The organism is Paraburkholderia sp. (genome assembly GCF_050742655.1).
In the GTDB taxonomy this organism is placed as follows: Bacteria; Pseudomonadota; Gammaproteobacteria; order Burkholderiales; family Burkholderiaceae; genus Paraburkholderia.
Map to the genome: position 1 here is coordinate 12,674 of NZ_JBOIGG010000028.1, position 13,329 is coordinate 26,002.

Sequence of the window (13,329 nt, forward strand, 5' to 3'; positions counted from 1 at the left end):
TCTCGGGCCGCCTGGCGCCATGCGGTGGCCGGACTCGGCACCCCGCCACGCACGTGATCCGTACAATGACACGCGTGCACATGCCGTGCCCCAACCGGTTTCACGGAGAAAGACCGATGACTCAAGCAGAACGGGCCACCCGCCAGCAACGGATTGCCGCCGAAATGCACGTCGCCGCGACGTTCGACGCGGCACAGGAGATCGAGCGCCGCGTGACGTTTCTCGCGGACTATCTGCGCACGAGCGGCCTGAAGACGTACGTGCTGGGCATCAGCGGTGGCATCGATTCGACGACGGCGGGCCGTCTCGCGCAACTCGCGGTCGAACGGCTGCGCGCCGGCGGCTACGACGCACACTTCGTCGCGATGCGTCTGCCTTACGGTCAGCAGCATGACGAAGCAGATGCGCAGCGATCGCTCGAGTTCATCCGTGCCGACGAAAATCTCGCGGTCGACATCCAGCCCGCCGCCGACGCAATGCTCGCCGCGATCACGGCTGGCGGTGCACGCTTCACCGATCAAGCACAGCAGGACTTCGTTCACGGCAACATCAAGGCGCGCCAGCGGATGATCGCGCAGTACGCGGTGGCGAGCGCACGGGTCGGCGTCGTGATCGGCACGGACCACGCGGCTGAATCGGTGATGGGTTTCTTCACGAAGTTCGGCGACGGCGGCGCCGACGTGCTGCCGCTCACGGGCCTGAACAAGCGGCGGGTGCGCGCGGTGGCGCGTGAGCTCGGTGCGTCGGATGCGCTCGTGCACAAGGTGCCAACCGCCGATCTGGAGATGCTGCGTCCGCAGCGGCCCGACGAGGACGCGTACGGCATCCGCTACGACGACATCGACGATTTTCTCGAAGGCAAGCCCGTCAGCGATGCGGTCGCGGACACGGTGCTGCGCTTTTACGACGCGACACGCCACAAGCGCGCGCTGCCCTACACGCCGTTCGACTGGCCGACTGAATAATTCTGGCGCGGCTGCGTCAGTTTCCGCTCGCGCGCGGGGCGTCCGGCTCTTCGCCGAACGGCGCGGCGCTCGCCTGCAAGGCGACGCCCGCGAGATGTTTGCCATGCAGTTGCTGCGCGATCACGTCGGCGATGTACGGCTGCTCGGCATTGAGTTCGACGGTTGCGTAGACAGTCGGCGTGCCGGCGTCATAGACGGCGATCTCTTTCGCGTAGTGGCCGAGTTCGCGTTGCAGGAAGTCGCGCACGTCCTGCTCGGAGCACGATTCCGGAATGTTCCAGATGCGCACGTTCATAAACGTGGCGGCCGTGCGGCCCGCCCCTCCGCCACGCGGACGCGCACCGGCTGAAGGCGGTTGCGACGCGCGGCCTCGTCGGCCATCCTGCGCATCACAACAGCGCCTGCCGCTCCGAGTGTGCCGATCGCAATGAACATCGCAAGGATCGTCACCATCATCTTTCACCTCCAGTCGATGTTCCGCTCAGGTTCCACTCAAGGATAGCCAGATTCGTATCCGAAAGCGATGTGGCAATTTGTCGTGTCGCGCGCTTCGAAGTCTACGTTGGATCAGTCTGCGCTGGCCGGCTGCACGCTGGCCGCGCTGACCCACCATGCCATCTTGCCGCGCGGTACGTGTACGAGCACGGCTGACGGATCGTCGACACCGTCGTCGGCGATTTCGCAGACCGTCAATCCGTCGTGCAGCGGCTTCACTTCGCCCGCATCCTGAAGCAGCGCGAGCCGCGATGCGTCGACCGGTTGCAGTTGCCGGTAGACATCGAAGCTGATCGCAGCCGGCACGTCGCCGCGAATCCGCAGCGCGTCTGCTCCACGGCAGCGCGCAGGCGGATCGGCGAACGCCGATGCACTCGCAAACAGACATCCGATCGCGGACATCCACACGACGCTGCGTAAGTGAGATAAGGGGATCATGTCAGTTTCTCCATCGATGAGTGTGGTCGCGATGCGTGAACGGCGGATGTACGCCGACGCAAATCAAGGCGCGCTGTCGCTGGTCGCGATATCGACGCGACTCACGTCGCACGACGTATCAGCGAAGCCCTGATACCAGGTCGACCAGTTTCCGGCGATCGCGGTCTGCGCATCGCTCAGGCTGATCTTGCCTGCGCACACGCAACGCTTGAGCTTCGCGGTCAACATTTCCTTGCGGCGCTCGCCATGGTGGCCAGCCCACGGGAGCAGACCGAGATTCGCGGGCGCATCGGGCGAGCCGCCAAGCACGATCGGCACGCGCCGGTCGAGTGCGTAGCCTGCGCCGCCGTCGGAATCGATGCCATGTGCGGCGAGCAGCCGGTCCTTGTGCTCCATCAGTTCGTCGAGCGGCGGCGATACGGTGTCGGCGTAGCCTGGACGGCAGATCGTATCCGCGACCGACTGCTGCGTGACCCGCTCGTCGAGCATCGACGAGCTTTGCGCGCGTGCCATCCCGACATGCACCCCAAGCGTCGCACCGAGCGCCACGACGACGCCGAAGCGCACCGCGTGCGCGACGAAGCGTTGCGCCGTGATGCGCGTGCGACCTGCTCGATCGATAGAAGCGAAGCGTCGCGACAAGCGACGTATAACCGGGTTTACTGCGTTCATCAGTCGGCGCGCCGCGATGTGGCGCGAGGATTTTTCGCAGACCAATTAAAACACATTCATTGTCGACGCGGCAAAACCGTGACCCGCGGGCGGCCACGTACAGCCGCCCGCGGATCTCTCGAACTTCTCAGCGCTACCCCGCCCTGCGCGCCTGCAGTGCCCGGATGCGGCCGACCGCGGCCGTGTTGGATGCGGTCGAGTCGTACATCTTCGCGACGTCGGCTTTCAACGCGGTACGCGACGCCCCGTCGAGATAGACCATATGGCCCGACGGATAGAAACGCGCGGACAGGTTCTGCCGGATCTGCTCGCTGACGAGCGGCATCTGCTGCAGATCGATCACGGTCTGGTAGAACGGCGTGACGAAATCGTAGAAGCCGTTCGCCGACAGCACCTTCAGATCCACGTTGAGCGCCATCACCGCCGCGAGATCGCCGGCGGTGTACAGCACGATGTTGCCCTGCGCATCGAGTCCCTTCTGCGCACCCGTCGGATCGATGTGGCCGAAGTCCCAGTTCGCGAACGCCTGATCGTTGAGGTCGGTGAACGACGAATTCGACGTGAACTTGAGCTGCTCGTTCAGGTAGGTGTTCCACATCGTCGTGTAGACACCGGTCACGGCGGTCATCGTCGGGTCATTGCCGCCGGAGTTCGGATCGATCTGGCCGGCGATGCCGGTTTCGATCGCCGTGACGCGGCCGTCGTACGAGCCGAGCGCGAGCCCTTTCGACTTCAGCAGCGTAGTGAGGAACAGTGAATTGCCGCGGCTGTCGTACGCGGCGATGTCGAGGCTCCACGCGATCAATGTGGTCTTGTCGATGCCGGTGTATTCGCTCAGCTTCTCGACGGTCGCGTTGTCGGTGGCCGGAAACTTGCGCAGCGCCGCGAGGTAGTCGGTGCGCGCGAACTGCGCGACTTCTTCGGCGAACGTGCCGAGGTCGGTCGGCGTCGGCGCGATGCCGAGCTTCTTGTGGAACCATGCGTCGGCGGCAGCCGTTGGCAGCGCGCCGACCGGATTGCCCGACTGCGTGTAGTCGAGAATCGACGACTGCAGTGTGATGCCGTTCAGGTCCACGCCGTCTTCATGAAGCTTGTACGCGAGCACGCAGCTGCGCGCGGTGCCGTACGACTCGCCGTACAGATACTTCGGCGAATTCCAGCGGTTGTTCTTCGTCAGGAAACGCTTGATGAACTGCTTGATCGAATCCGCGTCCTCATCGACGCCCCAGAAGTCGCGATTCTTGTGCGGCGCGATCGCCGCCGAATAGCCGGTGCCGACCGGATTGATGAAGACAAGATCGCTGCGGTCGAGCAGGCTGTCGCCGTTGTCTTCCATCTGGTAAGGCGCGGGCGGCGTGAATCCCGGCATCGAGGTCTTGATCCGCCGCGGCGCGAACGATCCCAGCAGCACGAACACCGACGACGACCCCGGTCCGCCGTTATAGAAGAACGTGACCGGCCGGGTTTCTTCCTTCTGGTTGTCCTGCGTGAAGGCGACGTAGAACATCTTCGCGTTCGGCAGCGAACTGCTCGAATCGACGGTGACGAGGTGCCCCGCCGTCGCGGTGTACGCGATCTTCTTGCCGCCGATCACGATGGAGTGCTTCGTGATCGCGCCGTTTTCGGTTGCATCGGTGACGGAATCGTCGGGACCGTTGCCGTACGCGACGGGATCGAAGAACGGCTGGTCGCCCGCACGATGTGCGGTACTGGGAGCATGGGAATTGTGAGTCGAGTGCGCACTGCCGGAAGCTGAATCGGGGTTCGTCATGATCGCTCCATCGGATTCGTTAACGTCATATGATCGTGACGCCATCCGGCATCGTCGTACGACACCGGATGACGCGATGTCCCGCAACGGCACGCACGACGCGCGGGCGGACCCGCGCGCTGCCGGCCGCCTACAGCGCTGCTGCGATTTTCTGGCCGTTCGGGCTGCCAAGCCCCGTACACGCGTCCCATCCCGGCGACGCAGCAAAACTACCGTTGTTGCCCTGCGTAATATCGTTGAACGCGCTCGCCGCCTGATACAGCTTCGGGTTCACGAAGCCAACGGGTTTGCCCTTGATCGCGTTGATGCGGGCGATCAGCGCGGCCCACAGCGGCGCGACCGCGCTCGTGCCGCCGACCACCGTCTGCGTGCCGTCGATCAGCACGTCGTAACCGGTCACCGGCGACGCATCGCCGGCGACGTCGGGCACCCCGCGTCCCTTCAAGGCGACCTTGCCGCCACCCGTCGTGGTCGCCGACAGGCCCTCCTGCCATGTCGGCACCGGGAACGCGCTGCTGACACCGCCACCACCCGCACCACCCGACGCGCCGTCGTTCCACACCGTCTCGTGCGTGATGGATGTACCCGATGACTGCAGCGTCGTGCCGCCGCACGCGAGTACATAGGGGCTCGACGCCGGGAAATCGACGTGATCGCCGCCGTCGCTGACGCCGTCGTTCGAGCCGCTGTCGCCGGATGCCGCGCAGACGGTCACGCCGACCGCCGCCGCGGCCTGCAGCACGCTGTTGAACGCCTGCTGCGACTGCGCGGTCCACAGCGTTTCGGGACCACCCCAGCTGATCGAGATCACCGATGGCTTGTGCGTCGTGTCGTGCACCGCGCGGTTCACCGCGTCGATGAAACCGGCGTCGCTGTTTGTCGTGAAGTAGACCGCGATCGTCGCGCCGGGCGCGATGGCGCCCACGATCTCGATGTCGAGCGTGACTTCGCCGTCCGGACCGCTCGGATCGCCGCTCGGCTGATTCGAGCCCTGATCGACACCCACCGACACCACGGTCGGTGTCGGCACGCCAAGGCTCGAGAAATACGACGTGAGATCGGCTGTGCGATAGCCTCCGCCCAGCTCGATGATGCCGATGCACTGGCCGCTGCCGTCGCCCTGCGGAAACTGGTACAGCGACGCCAGTTGAAGCGGCGTGTACGACGCCTGCTGACGACCGCTCGCCGGCTTGAACGGCGGCCGGATCCGGAAGTGCGGCCGCGCCTGCGGCCGGTTGTCGAGCCCCAGCACCGCCATGACCACGCCGTGCAGATCGTCGGGCACGTTGATCGGGCCCGAGCGGCCGCGATACTCGCCGATCGAATGGTGTTCGTAGTGCTGCAGCGTGACGTCGAAGGCGCCCTGGAACTGCGCCACGGTCCCCGTCAGCACCACGGTGCACGCGGCGGGATCTTCGCGTGCGACCGCAAGGCCGTGTTGCTGCGCGAAGGCTTTCAATCGTGCGACGTCGTCCGGCGCCGCACCGAACTGTTTTGCGAACGACTCGCGCGACAGCGGCTCGGCGGAAGGATCGCCCGCCGCGATTTTCTGGACCAGCTGATCGAACTGCTGCTCGTGCTGACGGCGCAGCAGCACGACGACCTCGATATGTTCCGCCGGGTTGCAATGCCCGACGACCTTCGAACCTTGCGCAAAGCCCTTCTCGCTTCCTGGCAACGGATGGTTGGCCATGGTTTCGACTCTCCTTCGTGCGTGGCCGCGTGGGCCATGCGTTGGACCCGGCGGGACCCGCGGACAGACGGTTGGCCTCCCTCGAGACCCGCACCGGACCTTCATTTCAGGAACTGCACCAAGCCGTCCGACAAATCCATTCAAACACAGTTCCGGGCGTCGCGGTACCCAGCCGAACGGACGATGCACCCGCCAGCGTCGATGGCGCTATGATGCTGCAGCGGCGATCCTGCCGTTTTATTTACACCCTCGCGCCACGGCGCGAACCCGATCGAAGAATCCAGGAATTTTCATGTCCATTTCGATGTATCAAGCATCGGTGCCCGTGCTCGTGCGCGGCCTCACCAACCTGCAGACGATCCTCGGCAAGGCCCAGGCGCATGCGGCGGAAAAACAGATCGAACCCATCGCGCTGACCGGCGCACGCCTCTTCCCCGACATGCTGCCGCTCGGGCGGCAGATCCACATCGTCACCGACAATGCGAAGGGCTGCGCGTCACGTCTCGCCGGCACCGATGCGCCGAAGTACGACGACGTCGAGTCGACGTTCGACGAACTGATCGCCCGTATCGAGAAGACGGTTGCGTACCTGAAGGAATTCACTGCGGCGCAGATCGACGGTTCGGAAGAGCGTGTGGTCGTGCTCAAGATGCGCGCCGGGGCGGTCGAATTTTCGGGGCTCGAATATCTGCTGAACTTTGCGTTGCCCAACTTCTACTTCCACCTGACGACCGCGTACGACATCCTGCGGCACAACGGCGTCGAACTCGGCAAGCTGGATTACCTCGGCATGAGGAACGGCAAGTAGGCGCGGCTCGCGCGGCCTGACCTGACCGCACGACCGCACCACGGTTGCACGGCAGGTCAACCGCGCGGCTGGAACGCGATGATGCTCATGCCCACGAGCGTGACCGCGGCGCCGGTCAGGTCCCACACGGTCGGGCGAATCTGCTCGACGGCCCACAGCCACACGATGGCGACCGCGACATACACGCCACCATAGGCCGCATACACGCGGCCGGCCGCGGCGCCGTGCAATGTCAGTAGCCACGCGAAGGCGGCGAGACTCAAAGCGGCGGGAACGAGCAGCCACGCGGAGCCACCGTCTTTCAGCCAGCGCCACGGCAGGTAGCAACCGAGAATTTCGGCGACGGCGGTCACTATGTAGAGCAGGAAAGTCTGCATGATCGGCGCGAAGGGAAAGCCGGCAGATTACCGGAAACGGCGCGCCGCCATCGCCAGCTCCCTATGGATCTCATTAACATAATCGTTTGGCGCGCCCACGTGGCGCCATGCGACAGTCGCGACTCACATGGTTATGGGTCTACGGGTCGATCGTCCGATGAGCATCAAATCTCCCTGCATCGACATCTGCAAGTTCGACGGCGAAACCGGTCTGTGCGTCGGCTGCCTGCGCACGCGCGACGAATGCAAAAGCTGGAAGAAAATGAAGGACAGGCGTCGCAGGAAAATCATCGACGACCGGCCGCGCCGCGAAGCGCAGCTCGACCGGTAGCCGACGCCACTGCGTTCAGTCGGGCCTCAGTCGAGCGACAGACGCACCGCGAAACCGATCAGCGCCGCGGAGAACGTCCAGCGCTGCACCGTCTGCGCGAGCGGATGTGCGCGCACCCACGCCGCGATCCGCGACGCGCCGGTCGCATACACCGCATCGAAGCACGCGCCGATCGCGAGCAGCACCGCGCCCAGCGTCACCATCTGCAGCGTGACCGGTCCGGCCTCAGGCCGCACGAATTGCGGCAGCAGCACCGAACAGAACAGCAGTGCCTTCGGATTCAGCAGATTGGTCAGCAGCCCTTTGACGAACGCGGTCCGCAGCGGCTTCTGCACGGTGCGCGGCGTGCCGCCCTCCGGCAGATCGAATATCGGCGACCGGAAAATCTGCACCGCGATCCACGCGAGATACACGGCGCCGCCATAACGCACTGCTTCGTACAGCCACGGCGCGCTGCGCATCAGCGCGGCGACGCCGCACGCCGACAGCGTGACGTGCGTGGCCCGCGAAATCGCGAGTCCGCCCGCGGCCGCGAAGCCGCTACGGGCGCCCTGCCCGATGGACGTTTGCAGGATCAGCGCCATGTCCGGTCCGGGCACCGCGTAGACGACGGCCAGCGCGGCAACGTAGACGATCAGCAGATGAGTCGACACCATGGGAACCTCGCGTTGAAGAGCTTCCATGATGCGATGAAGCCGCGAGCGACTACTGGCGAATTCCAAGTCACATTCGCCAATCAATGACGGAATGCCCTACTATCCCATCATTTCAACCATGATTCCCCTCATGACGACCGACCTCGACAAAGTCGACCGCGCGATCCTCGCCGCGGTCCAGACCGACGGCCGCATGTCCAACGCGCGACTCGCCGAAACCGTCGGACTGAGCGAAACGCCATGCGCGCGGCGTCTGAAACGGCTCGAAACCGACGGCTACATCGAGCGCTATCGCGCGATGCTGTCGCGCCGCGCACTCGGCTACGGCGTCGTCTCGTTCGTCCTCGTGCGCTTCGCGGTTCACGACCGCGCCGTCGCCACGCGTTTCGAGCGCGAGGTGCTGGCGATTCCGCGCATCCTGTCGTGCCACAACGTGTCGGGCAGCGCGGATTATGTGCTGCAGGTGGTGGCGCGCGACCTCGACGACTACGGCACGTTCATGCGCGACCAGCTGCGCGGACTGCCGGGCGTGACGTCGGTCGAATCGTCGCTGTCGCTGCGCGAAGTGAAGGCGGACACGGGTCTGCCGATCCCCTGAGACGTGGCATAGTTGCGCGAAGACCTACCCACCCATTTTTTACGGAGCTTCGATGAACCCCGAACAGGCACGAGCCGAAGAGTCGCGCGCGATGGAGCGCGTCGTCGCCGCGACGAAGCAGGTCCAGACCTCATTCACCGCATTGCAGACGCAGTTTCCGCCGACCGGCGAAGGCCGGCCGTCGCAGATCGCGCTGCAGACGTTCGATGCCGCGCTGCAGGAACTCGAAGACGCGCAGGCCGCGTTCGACGAATTACTCGGCGCCCTGCTTGACGGCGAGCGTTGAGCGGATTATTCGCGGCCTCGTTGATTGCCGGCGAGCCTGTGACGCGATAGCGGCCGTGGCCTGACCGTAGCGTGGCCCGCGTATTTCGAGGGGGTCGGCGCGACAGACCGTTAGTTGCGCCTGTAGCCCCAGCACCGGGCGACGCCCGTCCCGCCGTAGGCCCTGAAGAAAATCAATCCCGCACAGCAACGATCGCTTCGATCTCGACCGTGATATTGCGCGGCAGCGACCCCACCCCGACCGCCGACCGTGCATGCCGGCCCGCGTCGCCGAGGATGTCGACGAACAGATCCGAGCAGCCGTTGATCACGCGTGGATGCTCGCCGAATTCGGGCGTCGCGTTAACCATCCCGAGCAGCTTGACGACCCGCTTCACGCGGCCCAGATCGCCAAGCGCGTCGTGCAGCACCGACAGCAGATTCAGGCCGACGAGCTGCGCATGCAGATACGCCTCGTCGGTCGTCACGGTCGCGCCGACCTTGCCGGTCATCAGTTCGCCGTGCTCGTTCAACGGCCCCTGCCCCGACAGAAACAACAGATCGCCTTCGCGGGTGCAGTGCGTGAAGTTGCCGATCGGCGCCGGCACCTGGGGAAGCGACAAGCCGCGGGTACGCAGGCGGTCGTAACAGTTCATCGAAAGCGGAGAAGCCATGGAGCGGAGAGTTCGGAGCAAATAGAGTGAAAGACGAAACAGCGGCGCGCGGCGGCAGGATCGGATCAAGCGGATGAACGGTGTTGCCAGCCGAGCCGGGCCTCGATCCGCGCGGCGACGGCGCGCACCGCTTCCGCGAATGGCCCGGTGCCCTTCACGGCTTTCGCCTCGGGCATCACGATCGAGATCGTGAAGACGCAGGTGCCGGTGTTGTCGACGACCGGCGACGCGAGACACGCGACCGATGCGTCCGATTCGCCGATCTGGATCGACAGCCGCGCATCGAGTGCTTCGCGCGCCGTGCGCGCGAGCACGTCGGCGCGCGTTTCGGCACGACCGGTCGGCGACGGCTTCGCATAACGGCGAAAGAACGCGACCCGCTCGGCGTCCGGCAGATGCCCGACCAGCAGCCGGCCGGACGCGGTCCAGTTCAGCGGAACGCGGCTGCCGACCCGCGACGTCACGCGAAAGTGGCCCGGCCCCTCGGCCATCTGCAGCACGACCATCATGCCTTCGACGAGCCCGCACACCTGCACAGTCTCGCCGACCTCGGCCGACAGCGCCTGCATCTCTTCACCGGCGACGCCCAGGTAGTCGAGCGAACTCGCGTAACTCAGACCGTAGCCATAAAGCCGCGAACCGAGCCAGATCGTCCCGTCGGACCGGCGGCCCAGCATGTTCCGCTCGACCAGGTCGTTGATGATCGAATAGACCGTGGACGGCGGCGCGCCGACCAGCCGCGCGATCTCGTATGCGGTGGCCGGCCGGCCCGCTTCCTGAAGTGCATCGAGAATCTGCACCGCCCGCTCGATCGCGCTGGTGCGCGTGCGCGGCGCGGCTTCCGCGGCATCGGTCTCGCCGGCCGGCTGGCGGGCTGAATCTGTGGCGGACGGTGGCGAAATCCGTGTCATCGTGTCCTCTGATCCTGATGCGTGCTGGCTATTTTTGTCCGGTTGACCGGGAACTATTGTATGTTAGACTGATCCGCAATTACAACATATATTCCACAGTTACGGAATAGGTTGCGGAGGCAGTTCCATGGATATCCGTTCTCGTCTTGGCTTGCGTGCCGTCATCAACGTATCGGGCACGATGACGGGTCTCGGCGCATCGATCGTCGCGGCACCGGTCGTCGACGCGGTCGCGGAGGTGCTGCCGCAATTCGTCGAGATCGACGACCTGCAACGCCATGCGTCGACGACGATTGCCGCGGCGTGCGGCAGCGAGAGCGGCTACATTACCGCATCCTGCTCGGCGGCGATCACGCTGTCGATCGCCGCAACGATGACCGGCGACGACCCCGGCCTGATCGAACGGCTGCCGGACACCACGGGCCTCGCGAACGAAGTCGTCGTGCAGACCGGCCATCTCGTGAACTACGGCGCGCCGATCGACCAGGCCATCCGGCTCGCCGGCGCCCGCGCGGTCCCGGTCGGCGCCGCCACCGAAGCGCATGCGTATCAGCTCGCCGCCGCGATCAGCGAACGGACCACGGCCGCGCTCTTCGTCGTGTCGCATCACGCCGTCAATTACGGGCTGATCCCGCTCGAAGCATTCATCGAGATCGCGCACGCGAAGGGCGTGCCCGTCATCGTCGACGCTGCATCCGAATACGATCTGAAGCGTTTCATCGCCGCAGGTGCGGACCTCGCGCTGTACTCGGCGCACAAGTTTCTCGGCGGCCCGACGGCCGGCATCGTCGCAGGCCGCAAGGCGCTGGTGCGCGCCGCGTACTTCCAGAACGGCGGCATTGGCCGTGGGATGAAGGTCGGCAAGGAAGGCATCGTCGGTGCGATCGCCGCGCTCGAACAATGGGCGCGACGCGATCACGAGGCGGTGCGCGCACGCGAACACGGCTATCTGACGCTGTGGGAAGACGCGCTGAAGCGCTGCCCCGGCGTGCGCACGCAGATCGATCCCGATCCGACCGGCAATCCGCTCGACCGCCTGAAGGTGTCGATCGATCCGCGCGTGGCGCGAACCACCGCATGGGATCTCGCGGATGCGCTTGCCCGTCCGCGCAATGCATCTCGACCGGTGATCGTCCGCGATCACGAAGCCGAGCTGCATTACTTCTTTCTCGACCCGTGCAACCTGCATCCGGGCGAAGAACACGTCGTGCTCGAACGTCTGCTCGCGGAACTGCACTTCGCACGCGACTCGCGCGAGCCGGCCGTCACACCGTTTCACGCACGCGACGCAAAGCGCGCGACAGCGCGAAAAAACTGGCCTGACTGATTCACCGATGTCCGATTGAACGCCGCGGCGGGCGTCCGCCATTCAGTCGAACACGATTTTTACCATTAGTACTACTACCAGTAGAAAGCACGAAGCACAAAACCCGATACCGGTCAGCCACCGGCATTCGCCTTTGACTTGAGGAAACCACCATGCAAAAGAAGATCCTTCGCACGGCCGTCGCCGTCGCTATCGCCGGTTCCGGCTCGCACGCCGCGTGGGCGCAAAGCAGCGTCACGCTATACGGCATCGTCGACGCGGGCCTGACGTTCACGAACAACCAGAAAGGCGAGAAGGCGTATCAGGCCACTCAGGGCAACGTGCAGGGATCGCGCTGGGGCCTCACCGGCACCGAAGATCTCGGTGGCGGCAACAAGGTTTCATTCAAGCTCGAAGACGGCTTCAGCCTCGAAACGGGTGCGGCAGGCCAGGGCGGCCGGATGTTCGGACGCAGCGCATGGGTCGCGTTGACTAACAACCGCGCAGGCACGATCACGCTGGGGCGCCAGTACAACAGCGTGCAGGACTATCTGTCGAACCTGCAGATCAACGGCGTCGGCGCATTGAGCCAGTACGCGAACGCCGTGTACGACAACGACGACCTGAACAACACCTACCGCACCGACAACGCCGTCAAGTACACGACGCCGACGTTCTCCGGCTTCACCGCAAACGCGATGTACGCGTTCTCGAACACAGCCGGCCAGTTCGCGAACAACCGCGCGTGGAGCATCGGCGCCGACTACGCCGCCGGGCCGCTGCGCCTCGACGCCGCGTACTCGCTCGTCGACAGTCCCGCGACGAACACAGCGGGCGCCGCGCCGTCCGACAACTACTTCAGCACCAGCTCGTCGATCATCAGCAACGTGAAGCGCAACCAGGTATGGGGCGGCGGCGGTGCGTACGTGTTCGGGCCGGCCACCGTGGCGCTGCTCTACACGAACTCGCGCTTCGATCTGCTGACGGGCGGCAGCCTGCGCTTCGCGAACTACGAAGCAAGCGTGCGCTACCAGCTGACGCCCGCAACGCTGCTGTCGGCCGGTTACATCTACACGAGCCAGAACAGCAGTTCCGCGACCGCGGCAAATGCGCACTACAACCAGTTGAGCATCGGCGGCGAATACTTCCTGTCGAAGACCACCGACCTCTACCTGAACGGCATCTACCAGCGCGCGTCCGGTTCGGCTGCGTGGATCGAAGGCGTCGGCAAGGCGTCGTCGAACAGCGGCCAGCTCGCAACGGTCGCGGGCATCCGTCACAAGTTCTGATTCAGCGCGTAGTCGTCCTCGCGCCACCGCCCCAGCGGCGATGACGCGCGAGCACCGCATCGATCCCTTCTCCCCACGGAG

At 65.0% G+C, this 13,329-nt stretch carries 17 protein-coding genes; 7 read left to right on the forward strand and 10 right to left on the reverse strand.

The annotated features are described in order from the left end of the window. The first annotated feature begins 116 nt into the window (after window positions 1-116). Window positions 117-965 carry an ammonia-dependent NAD(+) synthetase gene (gene nadE / locus ACREXZ_RS28215; protein ID WP_431767425.1) on the forward strand — a complete coding sequence of 283 codons (849 nt, stop codon included), beginning with the start codon at window positions 117-119 and terminating at the stop codon, window positions 963-965. Between the two features lie 16 nt (window positions 966-981). On the opposite strand, the gene ACREXZ_RS28220 is transcribed toward nadE, so the two are convergent. From ACREXZ_RS28220 to ACREXZ_RS28245, 6 genes are all read right to left on the reverse strand, one after another. Next, window positions 982-1,260, reverse strand: coding sequence for an RNA-binding protein (locus ACREXZ_RS28220; protein WP_431767426.1), 279 nt, complete (start codon window positions 1,258-1,260; stop codon window positions 982-984). Then, window positions 1,257-1,421 (reverse strand): hypothetical protein, encoded by a 165-nt coding sequence (locus ACREXZ_RS28225; RefSeq protein ID WP_431767427.1) that lies wholly within the window; start codon window positions 1,419-1,421, stop codon window positions 1,257-1,259. Before ACREXZ_RS28225 ends, ACREXZ_RS28220 begins: the two co-directional genes overlap by 4 nt. Window positions 1,422-1,532: 111 nt before the next feature. Next, window positions 1,533-1,898 (reverse strand): hypothetical protein, encoded by a 366-nt coding sequence (locus ACREXZ_RS28230; RefSeq protein WP_431767428.1) that lies wholly within the window; start codon window positions 1,896-1,898, stop codon window positions 1,533-1,535. A gap of 63 nt (window positions 1,899-1,961) precedes the next feature. After that, on the reverse strand, window positions 1,962-2,570 hold the full coding sequence (locus ACREXZ_RS28235; RefSeq protein ID WP_431767429.1) for a hypothetical protein: 609 nt from the start codon (window positions 2,568-2,570) through the stop codon (window positions 1,962-1,964). Between the two features lie 133 nt (window positions 2,571-2,703). Continuing rightward, window positions 2,704-4,341 (reverse strand): S10 family peptidase, encoded by a 1,638-nt coding sequence (locus ACREXZ_RS28240; protein WP_431767430.1) that lies wholly within the window; start codon window positions 4,339-4,341, stop codon window positions 2,704-2,706. Window positions 4,342-4,471: 130 nt separating this feature from the next. Further along, window positions 4,472-6,034: a S53 family peptidase gene (locus ACREXZ_RS28245; RefSeq protein ID WP_431767431.1), complete on the reverse strand. Its 1,563-nt coding sequence runs from the start codon at window positions 6,032-6,034 to the stop codon at window positions 4,472-4,474. 292 nt (window positions 6,035-6,326) lie between these two features. Here ACREXZ_RS28245 and ACREXZ_RS28250 point away from each other — a divergent pair, with 292 nt between their 5' ends. Continuing rightward, a complete protein-coding gene (locus ACREXZ_RS28250; protein ID WP_431767432.1) occupies window positions 6,327-6,842 on the forward strand; it encodes a DUF1993 domain-containing protein in 516 nt (171 codons plus the stop codon). Window positions 6,843-6,898: 56 nt separating this feature from the next. On the opposite strand, the gene ACREXZ_RS28255 is transcribed toward ACREXZ_RS28250, so the two are convergent. After that, window positions 6,899-7,219 carry a YnfA family protein gene (locus tag ACREXZ_RS28255; RefSeq protein WP_431767433.1) on the reverse strand — a complete coding sequence of 107 codons (321 nt, stop codon included), beginning with the start codon at window positions 7,217-7,219 and terminating at the stop codon, window positions 6,899-6,901. A 157-nt stretch (window positions 7,220-7,376) separates the two neighbouring features. Here ACREXZ_RS28255 and ACREXZ_RS28260 point away from each other — a divergent pair, with 157 nt between their 5' ends. Beyond that, a complete protein-coding gene (locus tag ACREXZ_RS28260; RefSeq protein WP_431767434.1) occupies window positions 7,377-7,550 on the forward strand; it encodes a DUF1289 domain-containing protein in 174 nt (57 codons plus the stop codon). Between the two features lie 26 nt (window positions 7,551-7,576). On the opposite strand, the gene ACREXZ_RS28265 is transcribed toward ACREXZ_RS28260, so the two are convergent. Beyond that, window positions 7,577-8,206, reverse strand: coding sequence for a LysE family translocator (locus ACREXZ_RS28265; RefSeq protein ID WP_431767435.1), 630 nt, complete (start codon window positions 8,204-8,206; stop codon window positions 7,577-7,579). Window positions 8,207-8,336: 130 nt separating this feature from the next. Between ACREXZ_RS28265 and ACREXZ_RS28270 the strand changes: the two genes are divergently transcribed. Further along, window positions 8,337-8,804 carry an Lrp/AsnC family transcriptional regulator gene (locus ACREXZ_RS28270; protein ID WP_431767436.1) on the forward strand — a complete coding sequence of 156 codons (468 nt, stop codon included), beginning with the start codon at window positions 8,337-8,339 and terminating at the stop codon, window positions 8,802-8,804. Between the two features lie 52 nt (window positions 8,805-8,856). Continuing rightward, entirely contained in the window at window positions 8,857-9,090 is a 234-nt protein-coding gene (locus tag ACREXZ_RS28275; RefSeq protein ID WP_431767437.1) for a hypothetical protein, read from the forward strand. Between the two features lie 172 nt (window positions 9,091-9,262). On the opposite strand, the gene ACREXZ_RS28280 is transcribed toward ACREXZ_RS28275, so the two are convergent. Together ACREXZ_RS28280 and ACREXZ_RS28285 are read right to left on the reverse strand one after the other, a co-directional pair. Next, window positions 9,263-9,724, reverse strand: a complete 462-nt coding sequence (locus ACREXZ_RS28280) for a RidA family protein (protein ID WP_431767474.1) — start codon at window positions 9,722-9,724, stop codon at window positions 9,263-9,265. Window positions 9,725-9,807: 83 nt separating this feature from the next. After that, a complete protein-coding gene (locus ACREXZ_RS28285; protein ID WP_431767438.1) occupies window positions 9,808-10,653 on the reverse strand; it encodes an IclR family transcriptional regulator in 846 nt (281 codons plus the stop codon). Between the two features lie 127 nt (window positions 10,654-10,780). On the opposite strand from ACREXZ_RS28285, the gene ACREXZ_RS28290 reads away from it, so the two are divergent. Continuing rightward, on the forward strand, window positions 10,781-11,980 hold the full coding sequence (locus ACREXZ_RS28290) for an aminotransferase class V-fold PLP-dependent enzyme (protein WP_431767439.1): 1,200 nt from the start codon (window positions 10,781-10,783) through the stop codon (window positions 11,978-11,980). 152 nt (window positions 11,981-12,132) lie between these two features. Then, on the forward strand, window positions 12,133-13,248 hold the full coding sequence (locus ACREXZ_RS28295; protein WP_431767440.1) for a porin: 1,116 nt from the start codon (window positions 12,133-12,135) through the stop codon (window positions 13,246-13,248). Window positions 13,249-13,329: the final 81 nt, after the last annotated feature.

Excerpts from the sequence above, each read along its gene's own strand:
- nadE (WP_431767425.1), top strand. The coding sequence starts at position 117 with ATGACTCAAGCAGAACGGGCCACCCGCCAGCAACGGATTGCCGCCGAA.
- ACREXZ_RS28220 (WP_431767426.1), bottom strand. The coding sequence starts at position 1,260 with ATGAACGTGCGCATCTGGAACATTCCGGAATCGTGCTCCGAGCAGGAC.
- ACREXZ_RS28225 (WP_431767427.1), bottom strand. The coding sequence starts at position 1,421 with ATGATGGTGACGATCCTTGCGATGTTCATTGCGATCGGCACACTCGGA.
- ACREXZ_RS28230 (WP_431767428.1), bottom strand. The coding sequence starts at position 1,898 with ATGATCCCCTTATCTCACTTACGCAGCGTCGTGTGGATGTCCGCGATC.
- ACREXZ_RS28235 (WP_431767429.1), bottom strand. The coding sequence starts at position 2,570 with ATGAACGCAGTAAACCCGGTTATACGTCGCTTGTCGCGACGCTTCGCT.
- ACREXZ_RS28240 (WP_431767430.1), bottom strand. The coding sequence starts at position 4,341 with ATGACGAACCCCGATTCAGCTTCCGGCAGTGCGCACTCGACTCACAAT.
- ACREXZ_RS28245 (WP_431767431.1), bottom strand. The coding sequence starts at position 6,034 with ATGGCCAACCATCCGTTGCCAGGAAGCGAGAAGGGCTTTGCGCAAGGT.
- ACREXZ_RS28250 (WP_431767432.1), top strand. The coding sequence starts at position 6,327 with ATGTCCATTTCGATGTATCAAGCATCGGTGCCCGTGCTCGTGCGCGGC.
- ACREXZ_RS28255 (WP_431767433.1), bottom strand. The coding sequence starts at position 7,219 with ATGCAGACTTTCCTGCTCTACATAGTGACCGCCGTCGCCGAAATTCTC.
- ACREXZ_RS28260 (WP_431767434.1), top strand. The coding sequence starts at position 7,377 with ATGAGCATCAAATCTCCCTGCATCGACATCTGCAAGTTCGACGGCGAA.
- ACREXZ_RS28265 (WP_431767435.1), bottom strand. The coding sequence starts at position 8,206 with ATGGTGTCGACTCATCTGCTGATCGTCTACGTTGCCGCGCTGGCCGTC.
- ACREXZ_RS28270 (WP_431767436.1), top strand. The coding sequence starts at position 8,337 with ATGACGACCGACCTCGACAAAGTCGACCGCGCGATCCTCGCCGCGGTC.
- ACREXZ_RS28275 (WP_431767437.1), top strand. The coding sequence starts at position 8,857 with ATGAACCCCGAACAGGCACGAGCCGAAGAGTCGCGCGCGATGGAGCGC.
- ACREXZ_RS28280 (WP_431767474.1), bottom strand. The coding sequence starts at position 9,724 with ATGAACTGTTACGACCGCCTGCGTACCCGCGGCTTGTCGCTTCCCCAG.
- ACREXZ_RS28285 (WP_431767438.1), bottom strand. The coding sequence starts at position 10,653 with ATGACACGGATTTCGCCACCGTCCGCCACAGATTCAGCCCGCCAGCCG.
- ACREXZ_RS28290 (WP_431767439.1), top strand. The coding sequence starts at position 10,781 with ATGGATATCCGTTCTCGTCTTGGCTTGCGTGCCGTCATCAACGTATCG.
- ACREXZ_RS28295 (WP_431767440.1), top strand. The coding sequence starts at position 12,133 with ATGCAAAAGAAGATCCTTCGCACGGCCGTCGCCGTCGCTATCGCCGGT.